The 22,421-nt window shown below is 55.6% G+C and carries 25 protein-coding genes and 1 pseudogene; 7 read left to right on the forward strand and 19 right to left on the reverse strand.

Features of this window, described 5'->3' with window-relative positions:
* Positions 1–46 precede the first annotated feature (46 nt).
* The 3 genes from AB4P94_RS29880 (at position 47) to AB4P94_RS29890 (ending at position 2,975) form a co-directional block, all read left to right on the forward strand.
* Positions 47–988: a LysR family transcriptional regulator gene (locus AB4P94_RS29880; RefSeq protein ID WP_395608657.1), complete on the forward strand. Its 942-nt coding sequence runs from the start codon at positions 47–49 to the stop codon at positions 986–988.
* Between the two features lie 112 nt (positions 989–1,100).
* Positions 1,101–1,922: an SDR family NAD(P)-dependent oxidoreductase gene (locus AB4P94_RS29885; protein ID WP_395608658.1), complete on the forward strand. Its 822-nt coding sequence runs from the start codon at positions 1,101–1,103 to the stop codon at positions 1,920–1,922.
* Between the two features lie 27 nt (positions 1,923–1,949).
* On the forward strand, positions 1,950–2,975 hold the full coding sequence (locus AB4P94_RS29890) for an AraC family transcriptional regulator ligand-binding domain-containing protein (RefSeq protein ID WP_395608659.1): 1,026 nt from the start codon (positions 1,950–1,952) through the stop codon (positions 2,973–2,975).
* On the opposite strand, the gene AB4P94_RS29895 is transcribed toward AB4P94_RS29890, so the two are convergent.
* The 5 genes from AB4P94_RS29895 to AB4P94_RS29915 all read right to left on the reverse strand — a co-directional run bounded on the left by AB4P94_RS29895 (position 2,964) and on the right by AB4P94_RS29915 (position 5,838).
* Complete coding sequence (locus tag AB4P94_RS29895; protein WP_395608660.1) at positions 2,964–3,731, reverse strand: anti-sigma factor family protein; 768 nt, start codon at positions 3,729–3,731, stop codon at positions 2,964–2,966. The two genes, AB4P94_RS29890 and AB4P94_RS29895, sit on opposite strands and share 12 nt — an antisense overlap.
* Entirely contained in the window at positions 3,728–4,225 is a 498-nt protein-coding gene (locus AB4P94_RS29900) for an RNA polymerase sigma factor (protein ID WP_395611406.1), read from the reverse strand. Before AB4P94_RS29900 ends, AB4P94_RS29895 begins: the two co-directional genes overlap by 4 nt.
* 61 nt (positions 4,226–4,286) lie before the next feature.
* The gene (locus AB4P94_RS29905) at positions 4,287–4,838 is read right to left on the reverse strand and encodes a tetratricopeptide repeat protein (RefSeq protein WP_395608661.1); all 552 of its coding nucleotides are present in this window, start codon (positions 4,836–4,838) and stop codon (positions 4,287–4,289) included.
* 43 nt (positions 4,839–4,881) lie between these two features.
* Positions 4,882–5,430: a cytochrome b gene (locus AB4P94_RS29910; protein WP_395608662.1), complete on the reverse strand. Its 549-nt coding sequence runs from the start codon at positions 5,428–5,430 to the stop codon at positions 4,882–4,884.
* Positions 5,431–5,583: 153 nt separating this feature from the next.
* Positions 5,584–5,838, reverse strand: coding sequence for a hypothetical protein (locus tag AB4P94_RS29915; protein WP_395608663.1), 255 nt, complete (start codon positions 5,836–5,838; stop codon positions 5,584–5,586).
* A gap of 282 nt (positions 5,839–6,120) precedes the next feature.
* Between AB4P94_RS29915 and AB4P94_RS29920 the strand changes: the two genes are divergently transcribed.
* From AB4P94_RS29920 to AB4P94_RS29930, 3 genes and pseudogenes are all read left to right on the forward strand, one after another.
* Positions 6,121–7,347, forward strand: a complete 1,227-nt coding sequence (locus AB4P94_RS29920; protein ID WP_395608664.1) for an MFS transporter — start codon at positions 6,121–6,123, stop codon at positions 7,345–7,347.
* Positions 7,348–7,788: 441 nt separating this feature from the next.
* Positions 7,789–8,028, forward strand: a complete 240-nt coding sequence (locus tag AB4P94_RS29925) for a type II toxin-antitoxin system RelB/DinJ family antitoxin (protein WP_395608665.1) — start codon at positions 7,789–7,791, stop codon at positions 8,026–8,028.
* Positions 8,018–8,307 (forward strand): annotated as a pseudogene (locus AB4P94_RS29930) (type II toxin-antitoxin system RelE/ParE family toxin). The gene AB4P94_RS29925 and the pseudogene AB4P94_RS29930 overlap by 11 nt, the downstream one beginning before the upstream one ends.
* 318 nt (positions 8,308–8,625) lie before the next feature.
* On the opposite strand, the gene AB4P94_RS29935 reads toward AB4P94_RS29930, so the two are convergent.
* From AB4P94_RS29935 to AB4P94_RS30000, 14 genes are all read right to left on the reverse strand, one after another.
* Positions 8,626–9,255, reverse strand: coding sequence for a hypothetical protein (locus AB4P94_RS29935; RefSeq protein ID WP_395608666.1), 630 nt, complete (start codon positions 9,253–9,255; stop codon positions 8,626–8,628).
* A 546-nt stretch (positions 9,256–9,801) separates the two neighbouring features.
* A complete protein-coding gene (gene dcm, locus AB4P94_RS29940; protein WP_395608667.1) occupies positions 9,802–11,163 on the reverse strand; it encodes a DNA (cytosine-5-)-methyltransferase in 1,362 nt (453 codons plus the stop codon).
* Positions 11,160–12,083 carry a hypothetical protein gene (locus AB4P94_RS29945; RefSeq protein WP_395608668.1) on the reverse strand — a complete coding sequence of 308 codons (924 nt, stop codon included), beginning with the start codon at positions 12,081–12,083 and terminating at the stop codon, positions 11,160–11,162. The genes dcm and AB4P94_RS29945 overlap by 4 nt, the downstream gene beginning before the upstream one ends.
* Positions 12,084–13,187 carry a hypothetical protein gene (locus AB4P94_RS29950; RefSeq protein ID WP_395608669.1) on the reverse strand — a complete coding sequence of 368 codons (1,104 nt, stop codon included), beginning with the start codon at positions 13,185–13,187 and terminating at the stop codon, positions 12,084–12,086.
* Between the two features lie 251 nt (positions 13,188–13,438).
* The gene (locus AB4P94_RS29955) at positions 13,439–14,233 is read right to left on the reverse strand and encodes a DNA adenine methylase (protein WP_395608670.1); all 795 of its coding nucleotides are present in this window, start codon (positions 14,231–14,233) and stop codon (positions 13,439–13,441) included.
* 148 nt (positions 14,234–14,381) lie between these two features.
* Entirely contained in the window at positions 14,382–14,924 is a 543-nt protein-coding gene (locus AB4P94_RS29960) for a lysis protein (protein WP_395608671.1), read from the reverse strand.
* Complete coding sequence (locus tag AB4P94_RS29965) at positions 14,906–15,628, reverse strand: phage terminase large subunit family protein (RefSeq protein WP_395608672.1); 723 nt, start codon at positions 15,626–15,628, stop codon at positions 14,906–14,908. Before AB4P94_RS29965 ends, AB4P94_RS29960 begins: the two co-directional genes overlap by 19 nt.
* A gap of 3 nt (positions 15,629–15,631) precedes the next feature.
* Positions 15,632–16,234 carry a terminase small subunit gene (locus tag AB4P94_RS29970; RefSeq protein ID WP_395608673.1) on the reverse strand — a complete coding sequence of 201 codons (603 nt, stop codon included), beginning with the start codon at positions 16,232–16,234 and terminating at the stop codon, positions 15,632–15,634.
* 206 nt (positions 16,235–16,440) lie between these two features.
* Positions 16,441–16,785: a phage holin family protein gene (locus AB4P94_RS29975; RefSeq protein WP_395608674.1), complete on the reverse strand. Its 345-nt coding sequence runs from the start codon at positions 16,783–16,785 to the stop codon at positions 16,441–16,443.
* 929 nt (positions 16,786–17,714) lie between these two features.
* The gene (locus AB4P94_RS29980) at positions 17,715–18,074 is read right to left on the reverse strand and encodes a hypothetical protein (RefSeq protein ID WP_395608675.1); all 360 of its coding nucleotides are present in this window, start codon (positions 18,072–18,074) and stop codon (positions 17,715–17,717) included.
* Positions 18,067–20,295 carry a VapE domain-containing protein gene (locus AB4P94_RS29985; protein ID WP_395608676.1) on the reverse strand — a complete coding sequence of 743 codons (2,229 nt, stop codon included), beginning with the start codon at positions 20,293–20,295 and terminating at the stop codon, positions 18,067–18,069. Before AB4P94_RS29985 ends, AB4P94_RS29980 begins: the two co-directional genes overlap by 8 nt.
* Positions 20,285–20,512 (reverse strand): TraR/DksA family transcriptional regulator, encoded by a 228-nt coding sequence (locus tag AB4P94_RS29990; protein ID WP_395608677.1) that lies wholly within the window; start codon positions 20,510–20,512, stop codon positions 20,285–20,287. Before AB4P94_RS29990 ends, AB4P94_RS29985 begins: the two co-directional genes overlap by 11 nt.
* Positions 20,505–21,023, reverse strand: a complete 519-nt coding sequence (locus AB4P94_RS29995) for a phage regulatory CII family protein (protein ID WP_395608678.1) — start codon at positions 21,021–21,023, stop codon at positions 20,505–20,507. The genes AB4P94_RS29990 and AB4P94_RS29995 overlap by 8 nt, the downstream gene beginning before the upstream one ends.
* Before the next feature lie 329 nt (positions 21,024–21,352).
* Positions 21,353–21,613 carry a hypothetical protein gene (locus AB4P94_RS30000; RefSeq protein WP_395608679.1) on the reverse strand — a complete coding sequence of 87 codons (261 nt, stop codon included), beginning with the start codon at positions 21,611–21,613 and terminating at the stop codon, positions 21,353–21,355.
* A gap of 79 nt (positions 21,614–21,692) precedes the next feature.
* On the opposite strand from AB4P94_RS30000, the gene AB4P94_RS30005 reads away from it, so the two are divergent.
* Positions 21,693–22,421, forward strand: coding sequence for a LexA family protein (locus AB4P94_RS30005; protein WP_395608680.1), 729 nt, complete (start codon positions 21,693–21,695; stop codon positions 22,419–22,421).

The following is a 22,421-nucleotide window of genomic DNA, read 5'->3' on the forward strand; positions in this document are numbered from 1 at the left end:
TATTTATTATTCCAATTATAAATCCTACTTATTATTGAGCCGCACCATGTCTGACATTCGCCGCGATATTCACCCATTGCTCAACGACCGGCTGGACTGGAACCTGCTGCGCACCTTCCGCGTAATCGGCCAGGAGCTGAGCATCAGCCGCGCTGCCGCGCGCCTGCACCTGACCCAACCCGCGATCAGCCAGGCGCTCAAACGTCTTGAAGAACAGCTCGACTGCCAACTCATCGTGCGCCGTGGTCCGCGCTTCGTACTCACCGAGGCCGGTGAGCAGATCTTCGCCATCGCCGGCGAGATGTATGGCCAGGTGTCGCAGATGAGCAACGCCCTGCAAAAACCCGGCGACGAAGTGATCGGCAAAGTGCGCCTGCTGATGATCAGCCGCATCAACTCCGACACCTTCGATGACTTCCTCGCCGGCTTTCACCGTGAACATCCGCGCGTGGACCTGGACGTTGAAGTGATGCGCAGCTCGGACATCGTCGCTGCGCTCCTGGAAAAAACCGCCACCTTGGGCCTGAGCCTCAATCGCCGTGCACAACCGCGCCTGGAACAGCACCTGTTCCTGCGCCAGCGCTATGCGTTTTTTTGCGGGCGCCATCACCCGCTGTTCGGGCGCAGCGGTTTGGCCGAAGGCGATTTGCAGTCGGAAAATTTCGTGAGTTTCACCAGCGACCAGATTGGCGGAATGCTTTCGCCCTTGACGATTTTCCGCGATCAACAAGGCTTCAGCGGGCGGATCGTGGCGTCGTCTTCCAGCCTGGAAGAAGTGCGACGCCTGGTGATTGCCGGGTTTGGGCTCGGGTGTTTGCCGATTCATGTGGTGGCGGAAGATGTCAAAAACGGCCTGCTGTGGCGGCTGCCGCCGGATGAAGGGATCGCGGATGTGGATATTCATTTGCTGTGGAACCGGGAGCAAAAGATGAGCCGGGCGGAAACAGTGTTTATTGAATGCCTTTCGGCGCGGTTGGTGGCTCAATGATTGGCGCACTTTGCAAGTCACCTGGCGCCCTCTTGCTAGTGTAAGAACAACGCCCATCGACCATCCTTCGTGCACTGGCTGATTCAGCTGTCTCACACGAAGAGGTGTTCACATGTCCAAAGTCTGGTTTATCACCGGCAGTTCCCGTGGCCTTGGCCGCGCCATTACCGAGGCGGCTTTGCGCGCGGGTGATCGGGTTGCGGCCACGGCGCGCAGCCCTCGCCAACTGGATGATTTGGTCGCCGAGTTCGGCGATGCGGTTTACCCGTTGCCACTGGATGTGACGGACAACAAACAGGTGGCTCAGGCTGTGGAAGCCGCAGTGGCACATTTTGGCCGCCTGGATGTGGTGGTCAACAACGCGGGCTACGGTGATCTGGCATCGGTGGAAGATGTAACTCCGGAGGATTTCAAGGCGCAGATCGATACCAATTTTTATGGCGTAGTGCACGTGAGCAAGGCGGTTGTGCCGGTACTGCGCGCCCAGGGCAGCGGGCATATTTTTCAGGTATCGTCCCTGGGCGGGCGTATTGGCATGCCGGGCCTGGCGGCTTACCAGAGTGCGAAATGGGCCGTCGGTGGTTTTTCGACGGTGCTGGCGCAAGAGGTCGCGCCGCTGGGCGTTCAGGTAACGGTACTGGAGCCGGGTGGCATGCGCACGGATTGGTCAGGCAGCTCCATGACGATTGCGCCGATCAGCGAGCCCTACCAGCAAACCGTTGGCGCACTGGTTGAACTGCTCAACTCCCCAGGCATTCTGCCGACCGGCCCGGCGCGGGTCGCCGAGATCGTGCTGGAGTTGGCCTTGAGCAAAGACGCGCCATTGCGTTTGCTGATTGGCGCGGATGCCGTGCAATACGCGGCCAGGGCAGCCGAAGACTTGGCCGCTTCCGACAAAAAATGGCATGACCTCAGCGTGTCAGCCTCCGACTGATGTGATCGTTTGACCGCAAGGTGCCCCATGCCTGACACACGCCAATCGCGCTTCAACATCCCGGATGTTTTCTGGCAAGCCCTGAGAAACATTGGGCTGGAGCCGTCTGCGGTGCTGCGTCAGGCGCGGCTACCCGTGACCCTCAACCTGCGAGAGCGCCGGGACCGGCGCCAAGTGACAACTGCGGAGTTCTTTCGGCTGTGGGAGGCAGTGAGCGTGCTCAACCCGGATCCGGCCGCCGGCGTTTTGCTGGTCACCCAACTGGAGAGCACAACACTGCCACCGTCCAGTTTTGCGGCGTTTATTGCACGTGACTTTCGCGATGGGCTGCAACGTCTCGCCCGCTTCAAACAGTTGTGCACGCCTGAGCGTGTGCGGCTGACCGAAGAGGGAAATACCTGCACCGTCACCCTCGATTGGTTGCGCACCCCGCAGCCCTCTCCCACCTTATTGATCGACGCGGCATTTGTGACGTTCGTCGAGTTGGGCCGGCGGGGCGCCGGGGTTCACATCGCTCCACACAGTGTCGAACTCGCCCGGCCAAAAAACGGCAATAGCGCATTGGCCGATTTCTTCGGTTGCCCGATACGTTTCGGTGCCGAACGCAATGCCCTGGTGTTCAAGGGGGCTGACTTGGATCGGCCGTTTCCTGGCCATAACCCTGAACTGCTCGAAATACTTAACCCCGCGCTGGTGGCGGCACTGGCCGAAGCGACTGCGCCCACCACCGTCAGCCATCAGGTTAAAAACGCCCTCAAGCGCATCCTCGCCAGCGGCCGGCCCGAAATGGTCGAGGTGGCGCGGGAAATGGGCATGAGCGAGCGCACGTTGCAACGCCGCATCACCGAAGAAGGCACCAGCTTTCGCCAACTGATGCTGGAGACACGCCAGGAAGTGGTGCGCCATCTACTCGCCGAGCCGTCTATCGAAATTGATGAGATTGCGTGCCTGCTCGGGTACGAAGACACCAACTCGTTCTATCGGGCATTTCGCTCATGGGAAGGCACGACACCCGCTCGCTGGCGGGCGACGCAGTTGCCTTCAACTCACTAGTGTCTTTTCAACACTGCCGGCCATGATGTGCAGATCCTCGAAGGCGTTTCTGCCGATCAACATGAAAGCATGGGAAGGATTGGACCAAAACACCACGTTCATCCCCCGACGTTGTTCAGTGGCCATCGGCTGCGCGCCCTTTTTACTGGCCGTGATACACAGTGCCAGGGGGCCGTGGCGTGGGTCCAGATAGGTCAATTGGCCGATCAGTACGCTGTCATAGTCAAGAATCTGCGCACGCCGGAACTCGGCGCCGGGCAAGTTCACGGACGCAATGGACAAAGGCAAACCCAACTGCGCGCCCACGGAACTGAGCTGGGCAAGGTGCGAGGCAGGGTCGGCGCTGAGGTTTTCCAGCGTCTGCGGCGTGTACAAGGCCATGTATTCAGCGACTGACGCACGCCAGCCCTGGCCGGATTCTGTGTGGGGCCAGCTCAGGAACAGGCGATCGGCGATCACGCCGGCGACCGCAAAGCTTGCGGCGACGGCCAAAAAGCTGCGCCGGCTGAGGGTCGCGGTTTGTGTCGGCGGCAAAGCGTTGAGCATGGCCTGCAAGCGCCCGGCAGGCGCCTGATCCAGCATCGAATCGAACGCCGTTTTGAACGGCAAGCCAATGCACTGCAATGCTTCCAGACGTGCCGCCAGATCAGGGTCTGCCTGAATCTGCCGGGCGATGAGCCGCTGCTGGTCAGCGTCCAATTCACCGTCAAGATACGCCACCAACAGTTCGTCGGGCGGTGCGTTCACGTCAGTCATCGCCGTTCTCCGCTGCTTTTTTCCGGCAAGGTTTTTGGCGGGTTCGTTTCTGCAAGCTTCAGGCGTGCCGCCGCTAAACGGCTCATCACCGTTCCCACCGGAATGTGCAGCACCTCGGCAATCTCCTTGTAGGAAAGCCCTTCCACATACGCCAGAAAAACCGTTTCCCGCTGCGCTTCCGGCAGCCCGTTCACACGCTTGATCACTTGTGCAGCCAACACGTGCTCCTGAGCCTGGCTTTCTCCGTCGAACGACAACGCCTGCTCGGCATCGACAAAACCCTGCCCTTGCCTGACGCGCTGCGAGCGCAGTTCGTTGAGCCAGATCGAGTGCATGATCGCCAGCAACCAGCGGTCCAGCCGCGTGCCGGGCGCAAACTGCCCGGCACGTTCCAACGCGCGTACGCAGGTGGCTTGCACCAAGTCCTCGGCCACATGCTTTTGTCGCGACAACACCCAGCCGTATCGCCATAAACGCGGCAATAGCAGGCCCAACTCACGACGAAACTCAGCCTCTGTGGTGATGGCTGCCCCCTGCCCTTTCACACATGGATGATCACGCCTGCGGCGCGGCGGCGATGGCTTCGGCCAAGTCTTCGTACTCTTCGCAGGTGGTGCTGCACAAGGCTTTGATTTTCACCAACTGCTCCTGGGCCAAATCGACGCGGCCCTTGATCACGTAGGCCTCACCCAGGTACTCGCGAACCTGTGCGTAGTTGGGGTCCAGCGCGACTGACTTAAGGTAATAGCTGATGCCTTCATCGGTGCGGCCAAGTTTGCGGGTGGCATAGCCCCGATAATTGAGGGCCTTGGCGGTATTCGGCTCTTGCAGGGTGTCGAGCAGGGACAGCGCCTCCTCGTAACGCCCATCCTTGGCAAGGCGGTACGCGTAATCGGTGCGATCAGCATCTGAAGTAGCCTTGCTGGTTTGCAGCACGCATTTGCCGGTTTTGGTGTCCCAGACCTGGCCCTTGGGGCAGTTGGGTTTGGGCGGCGCCGATTCGTCGCCTGAGGCGCGGGCCTGGCCTGCCAACAAAGCAGCCGCCATACAGGCGCCGAAAAACAGCGCGGTACGGTAGGTGATCGGGTGTTCCTGGCGGTTCTTCATGGCGGTCATGCTCCGTAACGAGAGGGAAGTACAGCAGCAATGTTCATTTTTGAAGAGCGCCGGGCAGCATACGGCGCAAGGTGTTGTCGCCCATCACAAAGTGATGCCACAGCGCAGCCACGGCATGCAGGCCCGCCAGCAAAATAATCGCCCAGGCCACATTGTTATGCAGGCCGCCGAGGGTGGCGCGCCATTCGTGATCAATCACCAGGGGCGCCGGGACGGGGAACAGCCCGAAAAAGTTGAACGGTTCGCCTTGAGCCCAGCGGAACAGAAAACCCAACACAATCTGAGCCAGCAACAACAGGTACAGGCAACCATGCGCCATTTTCGCCAGCAGGTTAAGCGTGGGGTGACTCTCGGCTTTTGGGCGATTGCCGCCGGACAGGCGCCAGATAATCCGCGCCGCGATCAGCACGGCCATGGCGATGCCCAGGGAGATATGCACCGATTGCAGGCCCTTGCGCAGTGGCGTGCCTTTCTCCAGGTTTTCCCAAACATGCGCGCTGGCGAACATAAAGATCACGACGGCGGCGGTCAGCCAATGAAAGGTTCGGGTCAGGCGATCGTAGCGGGCGACGGTGGTGTTCATGGACGTTTCCTGGGTGGTCTGTGGGGTGAACACCACAGCGCAGGAAGATATTCGGTGAGGCGGTCATTATTTATTTCATAACAGGCCTGCCCTGCAAAAAAGCCCCGTCGCGCGCTCGGCGACGAGGCTTATCAGCTTAACGGTTGTTGCAGATCAGTTGCCCCGCTCCTTGTTGGCCTGGGAGAGCACTGAGGCCGCAAGGGCTTTGGTTTCTTCGCTGTACTTTTCGCTGCCGAGCACTTTTCCGGCCTTTTCCTCCATCTGTGCACTCGTCTCTTTGTCGGTGCCTTTCTGAGCCAACGCCGACGCCGCGAGGCTTTTGGCAATGGCAGAGGATGCTGGATTGCTGAGTGTCTCAGCCGCTAGCGTGGCGATTTTGCCGGAGGTTTTTTTCGTGTTTTTGCTCATGACGCAATTCCCTTGCAGTTGAAAGCGCCGTGTTTGGCGCGCTACCACAAAGTAATGAGCTACCGCAGGTAGCGCAATGCGCCACCTGTAGGCAACGTTTTGGAAGCCTGTATGAAAGCTGCATCAATGCTGTAGTGCGAGCTAGAGCGTTGCATCGATTGCGCTGATGATTACTATCGAAACGAGCGCCTGCCCGATTTTCAGCACTGATTCCTATAATCGCCTCCACTTTCCCTCCCCCTCGCCTGGCTTCAGGCGACGTTCACCCTGGAACCCGACATCATGCCAAGTGCCAGCCAGGCCCCTCGCGGCCTCCCCGAACATAATCAGCAGAGTGTCAAACAGCAGTGGCTGGCGATACTCTCAGTCGCAGTCGGCGCGTTCGCCCTGGTGACCAGTGAGTTTCTGCCAGTGGGCGTACTCAACGACGTCGCCGCCGACCTCGGCATCAGCGCCGGCCATGCTGGCCTGATGGTCACTCTGCCCGGCATCATGGCCGCACTCGCCGCGCCGCTGCTGTCAGTCATCATCGGCGCCATGGACCGCCGCTACCTGCTGATCGGCCTGACGCTGATCATGATCGTCGCCAATATGGTCGTGGCCTACGCCAGCGACTTCAGCCTGTTGCTGTTCGGCCGCGTACTGCTGGGCATCAGCATCGGCGGATTCTGGGCGACAGCCATTGCCCTCAGCGGCCGCCTGGCCCCCAACGGGGTGGGTGTGGCGAAGGCGACATCGATCATCATGATGGGCGTGACCCTGGCCACCGTCCTGGGCGTGCCGGTCGGCACTTGGCTCAGCGGCTTGATGGGCTGGCGCATGACGTTCCTGGTCACTGCGTTACTGGGCATTCCGGTGCTGGTGGCGCAGCTGTTCCTGTTGCCTACGCTCAAACCGGAAAAAGCCATTCTTGTGCGTGACTTGCCGGCCTTGTTTATCAACCCACGCGCCCGGGTCGGCCTGATCGCCGTGTTGCTGATCGGCCTGGCGCACTTTGCTGCCTACACCTATGTGGCGCCGTTTTTCAAAAACAGCTCCGGCTTCGACGGCCCGACCATTGGCTCACTGCTGCTGATGTTTGGCGTGGCAGGCGTGGCGGGTAACGTTTTCGCTGGTTTCGCCGCCAACCGCAGCGTGCGCTACACGCTGTTGCTGGTCGCACTGATGATCGGCACCAGCACCGCCCTGTTTCCGTACTTCGCCACCGGATTGACCGGCGCAACCATGCTAATCGCACTCTGGGGCTTCGCCTTCGGCGCCTTCCCGGCTTGCGCGAGCATCTGGATGTTTGTGGTAGCGCCCAAGGATGTGGAACGTGGGATGCCACTGTTCGTGGCGTTGTTCCAGGTCATCATCGCGCTGGGCTCTTTCTTTGGCGGGCGGATCGTCGACCAGATGGGTACGTCCGTGCTGCTGAGTCTGGCCACGGCGTTGGTTGGCGTGGGTTTTGTGACGGTACTGGTACTGGGCCGGAATGTGAGTAACAGCTTGGCGGCGCAGCCTGCTTAAGAAGGCCGTGTTTCCTGAAAAGCCTGCTGAGCGTTGAGCTTGGCAGGCTTTTTTGTTTTAGAAGCGGTCGATCATTCGGCTGGCACAGGATGGCCGCTATGCGTGGATTGACAGGCCGGTGTACAGGGTCACACACGACCCGTTTTCTGCCTCAACCAGCGCAACCCTGTACGAAAACTCCGGATCCCAGTGTCACGGCAATCCGGGTTTGGAAAAGCTTTGCAATCAGCATTCGCAGAATGAAGCGTGTCGGCGCAAAACCCTGAACTAGCCTCAAAAAGTCGCTGGCGTGGCGACATTTTGCTGAGGCGTTCATATGCCAACTGATGCGATAACAAAGAGGCATGGAGGAAGATGAGGACCCTGTGTCGACAGCTACTTGCCAACGAAACACACTTGATCCAAGGTAATGACAAATGTCATTACACTATGAATTCTTTCATGGCCTCCATAAACGTCCGAATCGATGACGACCTGAAAGCTCGCGCCTACCTGGAACTCGAGAAACTCGGCGTCACGCCTTCCGAACTCATGCGTCAAGCACTGCAGTATGTGGCGGACCGTGGTCAGTTGCCCTTCAAGCCGGTGCTGATGACTGAGGACGATGAAGCCCTGATGGCCACTGTGCGAGAACGGCTGGCGTCGCCTCAACGCGTAAAGGTTTCCATGGATGACCTGTAGCCTCGATTTTGATGCCCACGCATTGAAAGAATGGCAAAAACTCGGCTATACCGTCCGTCAACAGCTCAAGAAGAAGCTGGTGGAAATCCTGAAAATCCACGCGTTGAAACTAACCGCCTGCATGGCCTGCCAGATTGTTACAAGATCAAGCTACGTAGCAGTGGTTACAGGCTGGTCTATCAAGTGATTGATCAGGAAGTCACAGTGTATGTGGTGGCCGTAGATAAACGGGAGCGCGATCAGGTTTATCAAAAGGCATCCGAGCGATTGAGCCAGTAGTAAATTAGATGGCCTGTCACAAACAAAAGCCAAAACAAAAAAGCCCCGTAGCTTATTCAGCTACGAGGCTTTTTCTATGTAATGGCGGAGAGATAGGGATTCGAACCCGACCAGCACACCCCACAACCCGCTCTAGGCCGCAATTATATTGGGTTTTGAGTAGGCTGCAAGGACAGAAAGGGCCTACAGCGGCCCACGTTATGCCCTAAATTTGCCCTAAGCAGACAGAGCTTATCGAGCCGCTTTGTATGCCTTAGTGCCATCGCGTCATCCGCTACGATGCAATCAAATCTCGAATCGACCTACGGCATTCGAGAATCAGCGCGGGGACCAGTAGGTTTGGCCCTTAGATATCATCCCCCGTGTTCGCCCAAAACGTGCTGCCAGTGTGGCAGCCATAACCGAATCCATGGTTTCCAGGTGGGGAATCATCATGGCCACATACGCCTCAAAAGTCGGATGTTTGGTCCAATAGCCGTCCATGACTGCGCTATGAAGCGAACGGTCGAACCAACTCCGAGTGATCATAAGCAAACCATCAATTCGATCTGACTCATTCCCCTCGCGGCGCATCTGCTCGTATCCATCCTGCTTCATCCGCTCACGCTCGGTATAGGTTCCGGGTCGGTACCCTAGCTTATCCTCGGCCTCCAATAAGCGCTCGTGGACATCACGGTGCATTTTTTGATCAGGCTTACAATCGGCAGCAAAACGGTAATCACAGAATAAACAGTGACTTACACTGTTGGGGCCATCGGGCGTGGCGACATGCTGATTGATAAGTCGGTCGAACCAGCGATTCAGCTCGTGAAAATTTCGAGCACCGCACAGCTCAACTGCTGCTTTGTCCAAGCGCTGAGCATGTGATAGTTCAGGTGCGGTAGCTTTGAGTTGCTTGGCGAGACGCTTGACGCATCGGACGTCAGCGTAGGTAAGGGCGTGTTTCATGTCAGCCTCCAAGGCCAGGCCTAGTGTCCACTACGAGAACCCAATACAGGGCTGTTGTTACGGTCACGGTAGAGCGTGAGCTTTGCCTTTGTGGACGGCCGGCACCTACCGGGTGCCTTCAAAACATTACGACAAACAGTTCTTAAAATGCAAATTTTCAGCGCGCCGAGAGTCAGCAAAGTGAAGTCAATTGAATAACGAACACGCCCCAATTGTGCAGGGGTATGTGCGGGATTTTAGGGGATAGTCTCGTAGTCGCTGACCGTGACGTTCGTCCACGGCAGTTTGCATCAATGCATATGGGTATTGAACGGCGTAGCTTGGCGTATGACTTGCCCCATTTTTGCCCGGTGCGCGCCTTAAAAGTTCCCCCTTCGCCTTCCCCTCCGTCCGAGGTTCGATTGGACCGTTTATAGGCAATAGCCTAATAAGCATTGCTCCGAAAGCCATATTTATACGCAGCCGTAGCAATCTTAAAACAAGCTATGACCATCGACAAAAACACAACCCTAACTAAAATCAAACTAGTAACAGATTTACAATTCTCTATAGCCCTGCTACTGATATACACTCTAACACTGCAGAAGCTTTGAGCGAATGCTTTGAGCTAATAGAATCACCATCTAAAAACTCAACCTCTTCCCCTCCACCCCCTACAAGCTGCTCCAAAATAAGACTGACCAGTTTAACATTTACCGCATTACCTAATGCCTCATAGGCATCATAGATGGAGCCGGGTAAAGAAATGTCATCCATGCTCTGAAGCCGAGCACACTCCCTAACTGTCAAATAACGCTTTTTCCAAGCTACAATTGGAATCTGACTGTCAGAAGCGGCAACTAATGCTGGAGAAAAATCAGGCCTTTTGATGCGCAATCCGGAGGCGCGCACCTGGACGAGATGCTTCCAAACGTCACGCTCTCCGCCCTTGTAGTTCCACTCTAACTTTTGTAAAGAAGAATGAAAGCCTTGAACACTTGGCAGCCAATCTTCAAGAAACTCTTTGTGCAGCTCATAAAAATTACGGTTTCTTTCGATAAAGCTGATTTTCCATTTTGGAAAACCAATCGGTCTTAAAGCATGGCTCGGAAGAGAAGCATAAATTTTTTCGCGACTCATCCCGTCTAAACTGACACCGAAACTACCCCTATATTTCCAAAGCTCTTTTGTTTTAACTTTGTCAATTGGCCTATCAATTGGGTAGGTAGCACCAAACTCCATACTCCACAATGGGTAATATGGAATGCTAACCTCCTCGGGTATACGAGAGATAAAATCCTGCCACACAGCCAAACAATCGAGAACATGATGAGGCAAATATTTCCCATCAGTCGGTTCATCCTCTAAAACACTTTCAATATGAGTTTTTTCAGTAATAGTCGATGGCCACTCAAACTCTTCCACTCCGTCAAGCGAAGCTACAATATACATTCGTTCACGATGCTGGGGCACACCAAAGTTATGCGGGGATAGCTTTGCAGACTTCACCTCATAACCCAACTCATTAAGAGTACTTATAACTTGCTTGTAAGTATTACCTTCGTCATGCTTAAAAAAGTTAGCAACGTTTTCCAAAACAACATACTTGGGCCGCTTCAGCTCTAAAATTTGAGCTATTACAAAAAACAACGTTCCCCGCGTTTTATCCTTCCAGCCCTTCTGCCCACCAGCCTTAGAAAATGGTTGACATGGAAATCCAGCACATAGTAAATCGTGCTCTGGAATATAACGAGGATCGACTAAGTTTATATCACCTTCAGATTTTACGCCGTAATTTAAATGATACAACTCTCTCAACAAAGGCTTTAACTCTGATGCGAAAACACACTCACCGCCTAGAGACGCCGCTGCAAGATGAAAACCACCCAACCCGGCAAATAAATCAATAAATTTAAACCGCTTATTCATAATGTCTCGAGCTTAGAAACTTTAACATCAACCCAGCCATCAATCATATCCTGAAGCTCTTGTGGCAAATCAGCATTTCCGCTAAGACCGGAAAGCAGAAGCGGCCTATCGACCAGCGGTCCACCTATTAATACCAGACTTCGGGAAAACTCCATTTCATCAATCAAAAAAGGTACGGCCATACCCCGAATAGGTACGGAGTAAATATTCATTACATGCTTCCAAACCTGAAGGTCGGGCGTGGTCCTTTTCCCCTTCCAATTGGCGCCTGAAGCACACTGAAACATCATAAAAGGAGCGCTAGGCCGCCTCCCCTGCCCCGGAAAATATCCATAGACGTCTAACCCCAAATCTTTTACGTTACCTGTATCCCAAAGATCGAGATTCTGCTCCGCAAAATTAGCATCCTGGCAAATCTGACCAACTAAATCGGCAAACTTCTGATTCGTTGTAACGCCACTCCATCCCGTAGACTTGAATCTAATATTAGGATGATGTTTTGCGAGCGACAATTTAGTCAACTCTTCTAATATGTAGCCTTGAGCGAGATAATCCCCACAATGATTTTTAGACCATCCTTCATAGAAAACGCGCAAGGAGGCGGCCAAGCAATAAGCAAACGCTCTGTCCTCCTTCCAATTAGCCTCGAATCGGATAGCTCTTGAGTCTACAGTAACTACCGGGCTGTTTATAGTCCCCACAAATGATTCTAAAACGCCCCAAACTGAAGTTAGAAACTCCTGACAAAAATCTTGATTAGAGTAGACCTGATTTTCAATCAAAATATCAGAAACATCTGATCGCGACACATCCTCTTCACAAAAAAGCGATGAGCCTAAAAGCCAGTCAGCTACAGCAAGAACATCACAATTATGAACCTTTACACTACTAGCTATTCCCTTATCTGGCAGAACTAACATTTACTTTTTTTCCTCAACCAATTTTTTAAGATCGGGAAATATTTTTGTTATTTGAACCAAATGCATAGCTAAACGCTTCGCGACAGAATATACATCCTTATCATCTTGATGCATATGAAGAGTACTAAACGAGATTTCAATATTGTCGCCCGCCTGAGATAGCAGCGTTATTATCTCATCCGTATCTCCGCCCGCCTTCTTTAAAGCAAAATCAAAATTAGGACTTTGACTATTCTCCAAATAATTTACCGCTTCAGCACTTAAAAGAACCTTGCCAAACTTATCAATATTCCGCGAATCTGAAAATAGTGGTGGATTTTTCTCATCACCAAACATCCATTTAGCATAATTGTATAGCTTTTGCTCAGCATCTTGGGCAACTGGAACTCTAGCCACATCTGGAGAGGCCTTAATGTCTATACCGAGATACTTTTGTACACCTGCCGTACGAAGAGAGAGATATAAAACACTAAATTTATCTTCAATCTTCTCGATCGCGACACCTTCAGTATCCTCCAACTGCAAAAGCAACTTATAGGCAATATAATGACTTCTGACTGTCGGAGTTTTACTACCAATCTTTCGCATTACCTCTTCATAAGAAAGGTTTTCTCTTTCAATCAGATATGCAATAAATTGTGCTTTTTCTGCCGGGTCCCACTCTTTTATTCCAGTAACATGTCGGAACCCTAGAAAAGCCGAAACGTCTTTCCTATCAGCAACCCGAATAAATGGTATACGATCAAAAAAGTCAGTAGCCAACTTATCTGCAGATGCTGCTATCTCCTTCCACTTCTTTTCTTTAGCCTGACCGTCAACCGCCTGCTTTAATTTCTTTAAAGCAGCTAAACGTCTGTTACCCTCCAGAACAACTAACCCAGGAGATCCATAGATCGGCTCTTCAACGACCAGCAATGCCTCTTGAGGCCAGAAACCGCTCTCTATGAAAGAAATAGCCAGCTCATCTAAAGTCCAGTCATTCATAACATCTAGAATAACTTCCTGCTTTACATTAGCTGTCGCTACATTTCGGCCCAGCCTTGGGTTAAGGGGGTCAAGGAAAAGCTTATCTAACGAGATGAATTCAATTTCTACTGGACCCATTTTCGCCTCACACAAAATAACCAGGAGCCGTCCCACCTAGGCGAGGGCCCACGAATACCAGAATATTAACCGCCCCCCGCCCTGACGTCACTGCAAATCCTATGTCAAGGTTTGGTCGGGCTTTTTCTCACAACGAAAGCTACCCAGAAGCAAGGAATATCTGGAACACGAAAGGCCTGCGCGACCCGAAGAAGCATTTCCCGTAATCCAATTTGCGATTGATTAGCGGGGCGAAGATGGCATAACGCCACCTAAAATAGAGCTTCCAGAGCAGAGGGTTCCCAGTTCATAAAAACCAATTCCACGCTGCACTCCGCCTTCCCTTTCCTTTGGTTGGACGTGCTGTACTTTATGTTGACAGCCTCAAAATGAAACCCTTCAAACACTCGCCGGATATCCGGATGATCGTTGATGCTAACCATCACCTTACCTTTACACCGTCGCATGAAGTCAGCCATGCGCTCGTAATTCTCAAAGGGAAAATCCACGCCATAACCGGCCGTCTGCCAGTAAGGCGGATCCATATAGTGGAAGGTGTGAGCGCGGTCGTAGCGTTCCGCGCAGTCAAGCCAGGGGAGGTTTTCGACGTAGGTGCCCGACAAGCGCTGCCACGCTGCAGATAGATTTTCCTCAATCCGCAGCAGATTGATCGCAGGGCCGGTAGTCGCGGTACCAAACGTCTGCCCCGTCACCTTGCCGGCAAAGGCATGGTGTTGCAGGTAGAAGAATCGAGCGGCGCGCTGGATGTCGGTGAGGGTTTCAGGGCGGGTCATCTTCTGCCACTCGAACACCTGCCGAGAACTGAGCGCCCACTTGAACTGGCGCACGAATTCTTCCAGGTGGTTCTGCACGACGCGGTACAGCGTCACCAGGTCGCCGTTGATGTCGTTGAGGACTTCAACGGGCGCGGCCTGGGGACGCATGAAGTAAAGCGCGGCGCCGCCGGCGAACACTTCAACGTAGCATTCGTGGGGTGGGAAGAGAGGGATAAGGCGGTCGGCCAGGCGGCGTTTGCCGCCCATCCAAGGGATGATGGGTGTGGACATAAAAAGCAAGACCTTTGCTGTATGGATAAACAGTGCTAGGCTCGCTCCGCTTTGTGCACGAAGCAGGAGCCTTGGCTGGACTTGCAGGGACGTTCTGCAGGGAAGGTGGCCGGGTTGGATGTTGACGCATCCTGCCCGGCCGCTCCTTTTACTTCGGTGTGGAAAGTTCTTTTGCGTAGGCCTGACAGGCCCGCAGGGCGATCAATCCTTGGTCGCCGGCATCGGTGATGCCGATAATTCGTTGAGCATGCGCTGGGTCAAGTTGGGCTCTTGTGGGGCCATGAACCACGCGGCCGGTGGCGGTGGTGGTTGGCATTGCACAGCTGCTGGTGGTTTCGGTGGCGGCGAGTACGACTGACAGCCGCAAATCAGCAGTAGCCAGACGATCACGCAGGCGAGCCTGCTTCGTTTGCTCATCAGTCAATTCCTTGTGGTGAGTTTCGTCTTTGCTCTGCAGGCGCAGTTCCAGTGCCAGGCGCTTGTCCTGCTCGGTACGCTGCAGCGCAGCAGACGCCTGGGATATCTCGTTGAGGGTGTCCGCCTGCAGTCTGGCTTGGCGCTCCAGAGCGCGGCCGTAACGCCACTCCTGCGCAGTCCAGGCTAACCCCGCAGATCCAACGGCTACGATCAGCAACAGCACGCCAATGACGGCGAGACGGAATTGCACAGGGATCAGCTCGAAGAGACGCATAACACTGCCCTCGCCCTGCCCCACAGCTGCAGCCGATCCTCCAGACCGTTGAGGCCGCCATTGATTCGGCGGGTGATGGTGTTGAACTGATCTTGATCCGCGAGCGCATTCAGCCCGTTTATCGACCAGAACCACGCTGCCGACTCTGCCGCCCATTCCGGCTGTTCCAACAGCTCAGGTGTACGCAGCAATCGCTCATCGCCGAACAGCGCCAGGCTGCAGCGCAGGTAGTTGTTGTGGCCGGTGATCTGGATCAGCCCACGGCCACGGTAGCGCTGACCATCACCATCGGCCTCGGGCGTGTTCCCCAGCTTGGCGGCCAACGGGCCGGTGTCGTATTTGCTGATCCGCCCGGAAACGCGTTTCGACAGGCTCAGACTCGGCAGCAGCGCCAGAATGTTGGACGGTGCCATATGGATCAGACCGCCCATCCAGTTCAAAGCGATCTGCGTTTTCATCAGCTGCGAGGCCACCATGGTGACCACTCGCCGGCACGGGTGAGCCGGTGACAGGCAGCGCATGGGCTCGCGAGCATACGGCGTCCGCTCGGTGCGGTATTGACCGGGCTCAGGGGCGCCAGTGTCTCGCGGGATGCGCATGTACTCGTCGGCCCACTCGTCGATCCAGAGATCTGGGTCGGGATGCAGCCCACGGAAATACGCCTCACGGAAGACCTTCTCACCGTCAGGGATTTCCGGGTGCATAGGTCAGCTCGAAGTCATTGCACGTTCAAGGTCGGATGAGGACATGCGTTCAGCCTCTTCCAGCGTTTTGCGGAGCGTAGCCGCCAGTTGTTTTTCGATGTCCCAAGGGTCAGTCATGACTGCCAGCTTGTGGGACAGCTGCGGCAACAGACCGAACAACTGATCCCGCAGATGCCGCCCGGCGTTGTAGGCGCCCAGCTCAACAGCCTCTCTCGCGACCAGCGAGCCCTGCGCCTTGTGCAGCTCGATCTCGGCCAACTGCGCAAGGTTGTGTTCGCGCATGGCGCGAGCCTTCTGGAAGTCGTGGCCCTTGGCACCACCGGTAATAGGCTGCTGCGGCGCAGCCGTGTTAGTCGGCTCGACCAAGGGAGACAGTTGGCTGTAAACGTCGCGCTGGATCCGGTCTTGCTGGTGTCGAGCCGCGACGGCGGCCTTGCTGGGGTCGGCGGTTTCGAGGATCAGTGCTTCGGTTGCCAGCACGTCCACTTTCTTGCCATCCGGCGAAAGCACCAGGCGGTTGTTGTCCTTCAGCCAGGTGATGTAACTCGGCGTCCTGCCGATGCGAACCGCGAAAGCGCTTTTAGACAGGAACAGTGAATCCGTCATAAGCCCTCCTTTTCAACGGCTTTTCAATGGAAACCTTTCAATTTCAATGGATTGAATTTCAGTAAGCTGGCGGGCCTCCCGCTAACGCTTTCCCGCGGGTTTCATGCCCCGTGTCCCTCGGATGCCGCCAGGGTCCCCGGCGCCCCGTCGGCGCTTCATTTTGGTGCGCAGCCCTACAAGCCACGTATTACGTGGCCTCCAGAGCATCACCCCTGCGCACCGCCTGAGGGTGGTACATCGCACACGCCCAACCGCTTGGCAGCCCAGCGTTCGTACAGGCCGATGGCGACATCGGCGCCGGCCATTGCGGTGAGGCAGCCGATGCTCCCCGCCGCCAACACCGACATGCCTGATGCGTGCAACAACATCATGGTGGAAAGCCCGCAGACCACGCAGGCGCCGGACCTGAGGAGCAAGCGGCGAATCAAGGACCAGCCGCTTACCCCCGCTTTGTCTGCCCGCCATGCCTCGCCGGAAATTCCACCGACCAGGGACAGTACGATCACCATCCAGATCGGCATATCAATAAGCGCTTGCTGCTCGTTCGTCATACGCGAAGCCTCAGAAAATTAAGGAAAAAGGATATGTGGCCGTAAAACTGGGAAGCGCTCTTTCAAAAAATGACTGCGCCATTATCTCAACGAAGAGGAATCACTTTTGGCAGTACATGACTTAATCCAGACAGCATGCGCGGTGATTGCAATTTTGTTGGCGCTGTATGGCTTAGAGGCTGAAAGAAGAACGCAGCTACGCAACGCATTGCGCGCGGTTAGCTCAACCGTAATGATCGGGGTCTTCTACCTCGTCTTGGCAGCGCTTATCTACATGTCCGTGCAAGAGGTCGTCCAATTCGCTCGAAGCAATGCTCCGATAACGCGAATAGAGATCGTTGATCTCATAATCAACTTCTTGTCCATCTGCGGTTTTATATGGGCTGGATTTTTCCTGTTTGCGAACCTGGGTAGAGGCTCAAAAAACACTTAATAAAAAACCGGCCATTGGCCGGTTCTATGTACTACTTTTGCGGTCGCACCTATCGAAGATGGGTACTTTTTACAGGTGGATTCCGGTGGCAGCAAGGGAGTTTTAATGCCATGGCGCAATACGGGTGCAATACAGGTATGACGCAGGTGCAACGCAGGGACAACGCATTCAATCGGCTATCGCTTCTGGTGCCTTGTCTGACCTGTCCCACTATTCTGAATCGAAGTAGGACAGCTACAGGCGCCTGAATACGGGGCTCTGCCCTACTGTCCTACCTTTTTTACTTTTCTCTTGTGTATAGAGAGAAAGCTAAAAGCACGCGTGCGCGCCATGGGCGCGAATACGTGCCCGCTATGCTCATGTGTGCGTGGGGCGGGTAAAGGTTGGACGGTAGGACAGGCCAACAACGGCGCGGCCTGCGCCTGTCCAACCGCACTTGGTGGCAGCCGGACAGGGGCAGAGGGTTGGACAGAGAAACGCGGAGTGACGCCGAGGGTCATGCAGCCTGCCCCATCAGCATGAAAGCGATTTGCATGTGAGCTTCGTGCAAGCGCAAGTAGTAAGTATCGCGCCCACAGTCGCAATGGGCGTACTTCAAGCGCATGTTGGTGTCGTGGTTGCAGTAATGCTCACGAACAACGGTCACAAGCAGCGGGTCCAGATGCTTGGTCACGATAAGCTCTATATCGAGTGAGCCCTCGAGCGGCGCACGAAAAGCACGCCGTCCGCGAATCAACTGACCATTGCTCTCCATCATCATGGCAACCATGTTGCCGCCAGCGAGCCCGCCCTTGGTAAAGTCGCTGTGCAGCTCTTCTGCCCACATCCGCAGGCGCGCATCGATCTCTTTAATCAAAGCATGGCTCCTCTATCGCTGAGCCCTGCAGCGCAGACGTACGCCCCCAACCCGCAGGCTTTTCATAGGCCCATGGCCGCACACCGCTTTTCGGCAGAGCTGGCATACGCTTTTTCCGCCAACCCAGCCGGTGCATGATCGCCCCGACTCGCATCTGCTCAGGCTTGCCCCAATGACCGAAGTCCAGCTTCAGCGCCTGAGTCAGAACCTCGTTGCCGGTGGCGGTTTCGCCGATCTGCGATTCCTCCAGCCAGGCCAGAATCGGCCCCTCCCATTCGTCCACCACAAAGCGTTCGTCCTGGGCCTCGGCAAACATCCATGATTCGTCTTTGGTTACCCACCAGATGTCGCCCGCTTCGAAGCAGAACAACGCCTCGGCCCACAGCTGGTCGCGGATCTCCCGCAGTTGCTCCAGATCGACCTTGTTACAGAACACCGGCCAGTAACGGCGATTGCCCGTGGCGTCCTTGAGGTATTCCTCTTGGTTGGTAGTGCCCACGAAAACACACTGGCGTGGCACGTCATTCGTTCTGCGGCCGTAGCTCTCGCGGTAGGTGTCGGTGGACGCCGAGAAGAACTGCTTGGCCTTGGTACTTTCAGCCTTGTTGAAGCTGTCCAACTCGCCCAGTTCGACAATCCACTTGCCGCGAATCGCCTGGAAACTGTCCTTGTCACCGAGGGCAAAAGGCGTGTCCATAAACCACTCGCCGCCGAGTACGCCCATGGCTGTGGACTTACCAGCGCCCTGCCCGCCTTCGAGGATCATCACCGAGTCGGCCTTACAGCCTGGGCGCATCACCCGTGCGACTGCGGAGATCAGCCAGCGCTTGCCGACCTTGGCCGAGTACTCGCTGGCGTTGACGCCCAGCACGTCGGTCAGCCAGGTTTCAATACGAGGTACGCGGTCCCATTCCAGCTTTTCCAGATACTCGCGCACCGGGTGAAAGGCATGGTCGTGGGCAACCACGCTGACCGCCTCGATCACATGGGACGCCTTCACACGCAGGTTGTACTGCTGCGCGAGCCACTTCATCACCCGCATATCGTCGATATCGGCCCAGTCACCGGCACCGCCGCCGAAGGGCGCAGACCGCAGCTTGACGATCTTGGAGCTGAACACGCTGTAGCCAATAACACCGGCCCAGCGTTCGTCATTACCCAGGATCAGCTCGACGTTTTGCATGTGCGCGATCAGGGAGCCGTTTTCGGTGCGGGCGAGCTGATCCTTCCAACCACCCGCTGCAGGAGGATTGACCACCGCCAGCACCTGGCGGCGGACGGCCTCCAATCCCTCGGCGACGTGCAAGTCGTTGAAGTCGGTCCACTTGATCTCGCGTTCGCCAGAAAACACCGGGGCAACTACCTGGCCGCCGACAATCAGCGCGGCGTTGTTGGCCTTCTCTTCACCGGGGTTCCAGGGGTCACCGTTGGGGCGTTTGGTCTTCCAGTCGTCATCGCGACAGACGATCAGCGGGCAGCCGGGAAAACGCTCACGCATGGCCTTGGAGACTGGCAGCAAGTTGCCCGCATCAAAAGCGATAGCTACCGTGAGTGAAGTCGCCATGTGCAGGCTGGCGCCCGTGGCGTACCCCTCACACACCAGCACAGGCTCACCGGGTTCAGGGTGCGGGCCGATCAGGTGGAAGGCGCCCTCTTTCGACATGCCGGCGGGCCAATACTCTTTGTCGCGCCCGGTGTCCTCTCGCGCCGCTGGATAGATCACCTGCAGGCCGACGATCTGGTCGCGCACATTACACATGGGTACCAAAAATGCGCCGGTGCGTGGCGCATAGCGAACCTTGAAGCCAACGATCTGCTTTCGATCCAGATAGGCGCTCTTACCCTTTTCGGGCATGCGCTTGAACAAGCCCGAAGCGCGGCTGGCTGCTCGGCGAGATCTGTTTGCAGCGCTCTCAGCGGCCTTGCGCTTGCTCTCTTCCTGCCGGGCGCGCATAACCTCACGCTCTTCAGGAGTCAAACGCCCCGGTTTAACTTTAATTTTCTGGGTGTCGCCCGAACGCCAGTCGCCGAAACTGCCGAAGATCAGCGTTTCGTTTTTCTGAGTGCGGTGTTCGTGAGCGACATACCAACCGTTCTTTTCCTTGCCCTTGTCTTGGGAGGTTTTGCAGCGGGTCAGCTTGCCGAAAACCAAAGGCTCCTCGGGCTCCAATCCATAGTCTGCAAACTGACCGAGGACGTCCTTCAATACCTCATCGGACATAACGCGCCTTCCTTGCTTCGTCGAGCGATTGGCAAGTCACGCACTGGGTACAGCCGGGGCTGGCAAGGCGGCGCGCCAACGGGATTGGCGTGTCGCACTCTTCACAGAACAGGAATGAATACGCCACAGGCGCGGGTTTATTGGCAGCACGTGCAGCGAGGGCTTGGTCCAGGCGCTCTTGCACCAGGTCGTTGGCGAAGTCAGCGATATCAGCCACGGTCCGTCCCCCGCGTTGTCTGGTTGACATACTTGGCGCGGTTGAACATCCCCAGCAGCCCTTGTATGCCGCGAAACACCTGCAGGCGAATCTCGGCCAGTTCCTGATCGCTCACAACGCCGTCGCCAATGCTCTTGGCCCAGGTGTCGGCCAGGTCAGCCACCTGCCGGAAGTACGAGGCAATCCCGGTGGTGAGCGTTTCGGGCATGTCGCTGGTATAGGTTTCGGCCAGCTCCTGCCAGGTCGTGTCGCCGACCAGAGCGTGCACCGCATCGAGAATGCGACGGTCCTTGGTCAGTTCGAGGATCTCGCCAAACTCTTGGATATTGACGGTGTGAGACGGATGGGTGGGAGACAACTTGTGCTGCAACGTGGTGGCATTTCTGCCGGTGGTGGCGGCAATTGCAGCGGCACCGCCGGGATAGTCCCGTGCGGCGTGGTACAGAGCTAATTCGAGCGTCAAGACTTCCCTTTGCGCTCGATCAACACAGCTTAAAATGACTCGGCTCATGGCATTAATCCTACAAAGTTGCCAGTGCCGCGCGACATGCAGTGGTGTTACATTGGCCGCGCGGCTTGAAAGGGCCCAAACGCCGGCCAGATCTTAGGGATCGAAACCGGCACCGTGCCGAGGCGAACAATCCGTTGTTCACCTCTGGCGCAACAGCTGCCCAATCTGTGGTGGAAAAGGCAGCAACCCAAGGCATCCGTGCCTTGGAAGCGCGCTAAAGAGAGGTGGTTTGCATGTGGTGTGCCCGCAACTCTTTATCGCGACCCGACAGCACTGTGGTGGTGTGTGCCGGGAGGAACTGGGCGGCCCTTGGGTCGCCTTTTTTCTTGCTAGGCTTCCGCTTTTTGAGGGGCCGAAACGTTCAGCAGCCAAGCTGCTTGGAAGGCATTGCCTTTCTGTTTTGCTGCTGTAGCGAGCAGCTCGGCATATTTGGTTTCACCTGTGTAATCGGTTCGCGGCAGGCATGCCGCCTGACGCCATTTGTTCAACGCTTGATAGCTTCGATTGCACACCTTCGCGGCGGTCCCAATGCCGCCTACAGCTTCAAAAGCGAACGCGATCGCGCTTGGAAAATTTGCAGGATCCAACATGACAACCCCCTATTATCAACTATCGGTTGATTTTATACATCAACTGACAATTGCGCAATGTTTATGACACTCTCAACTTATGGTTGATAAAAATAGACTCCGCGCAGCTTTCAGCGAGCGCCTACACGAAGCCTTAGACGATGCCGGTGTTCGCACCCGGGGTCGTGGTGTGGACATCCATCGCCAATTGAAGAGCTTAGGGGTGGGGAAAACCACTCAGGCTATTAGTAAGTGGCTAAATGGGGAGGCAATGGCCGAAGCTGATAGCATTGCTGCACTCTGCACATGGCTAAATGTACGCAGGGAATGGTTGGAATATGGAGTGTTGCCAAAAGAGGCTGGCGAAAATAACGTTCGCAAATTTACAGGTGGTGAGGGGGGCAACGTTATTGAGGTCACTCAGCGCTTTGGGAAAGTGCCACTTATTTCTTGGGTGCAAGCCGGAGCTTGGTGTGAAGCTATCTCAAATTTTGAGGTCTATGATGCGGACTCATGGCTTTCCTGCCCAGTCGCAATCAGCAGCCATGGGTACGCGCTGAAAGTGCTTGGCGACTCTATGACAAATCCCGGCCCCGGCCGCAGTTATCCTGCGGGATGCATCATATTCGTTGATCCCGAGGCAGAAACTAAAACCGGAGACCGAGTTATTGCTCGCCTGCCTAGAACAAATGAGGCAACTTTCAAGGTGTTGGTTGAAGATGCAGGGCGGCAGTTTTTGCGACCCATTAACCCTCAATATCCAATTATCGAGATTTCCGAGGAAACGCACATCTGCGGGAAAGTTGTCGGGGCCTTCATGAGTGAATGA

It is taken from the genome of Pseudomonas sp. B22129 (genome assembly GCF_044218875.1).
Lineage (GTDB): Bacteria > Pseudomonadota > Gammaproteobacteria > Pseudomonadales > Pseudomonadaceae > Aquipseudomonas.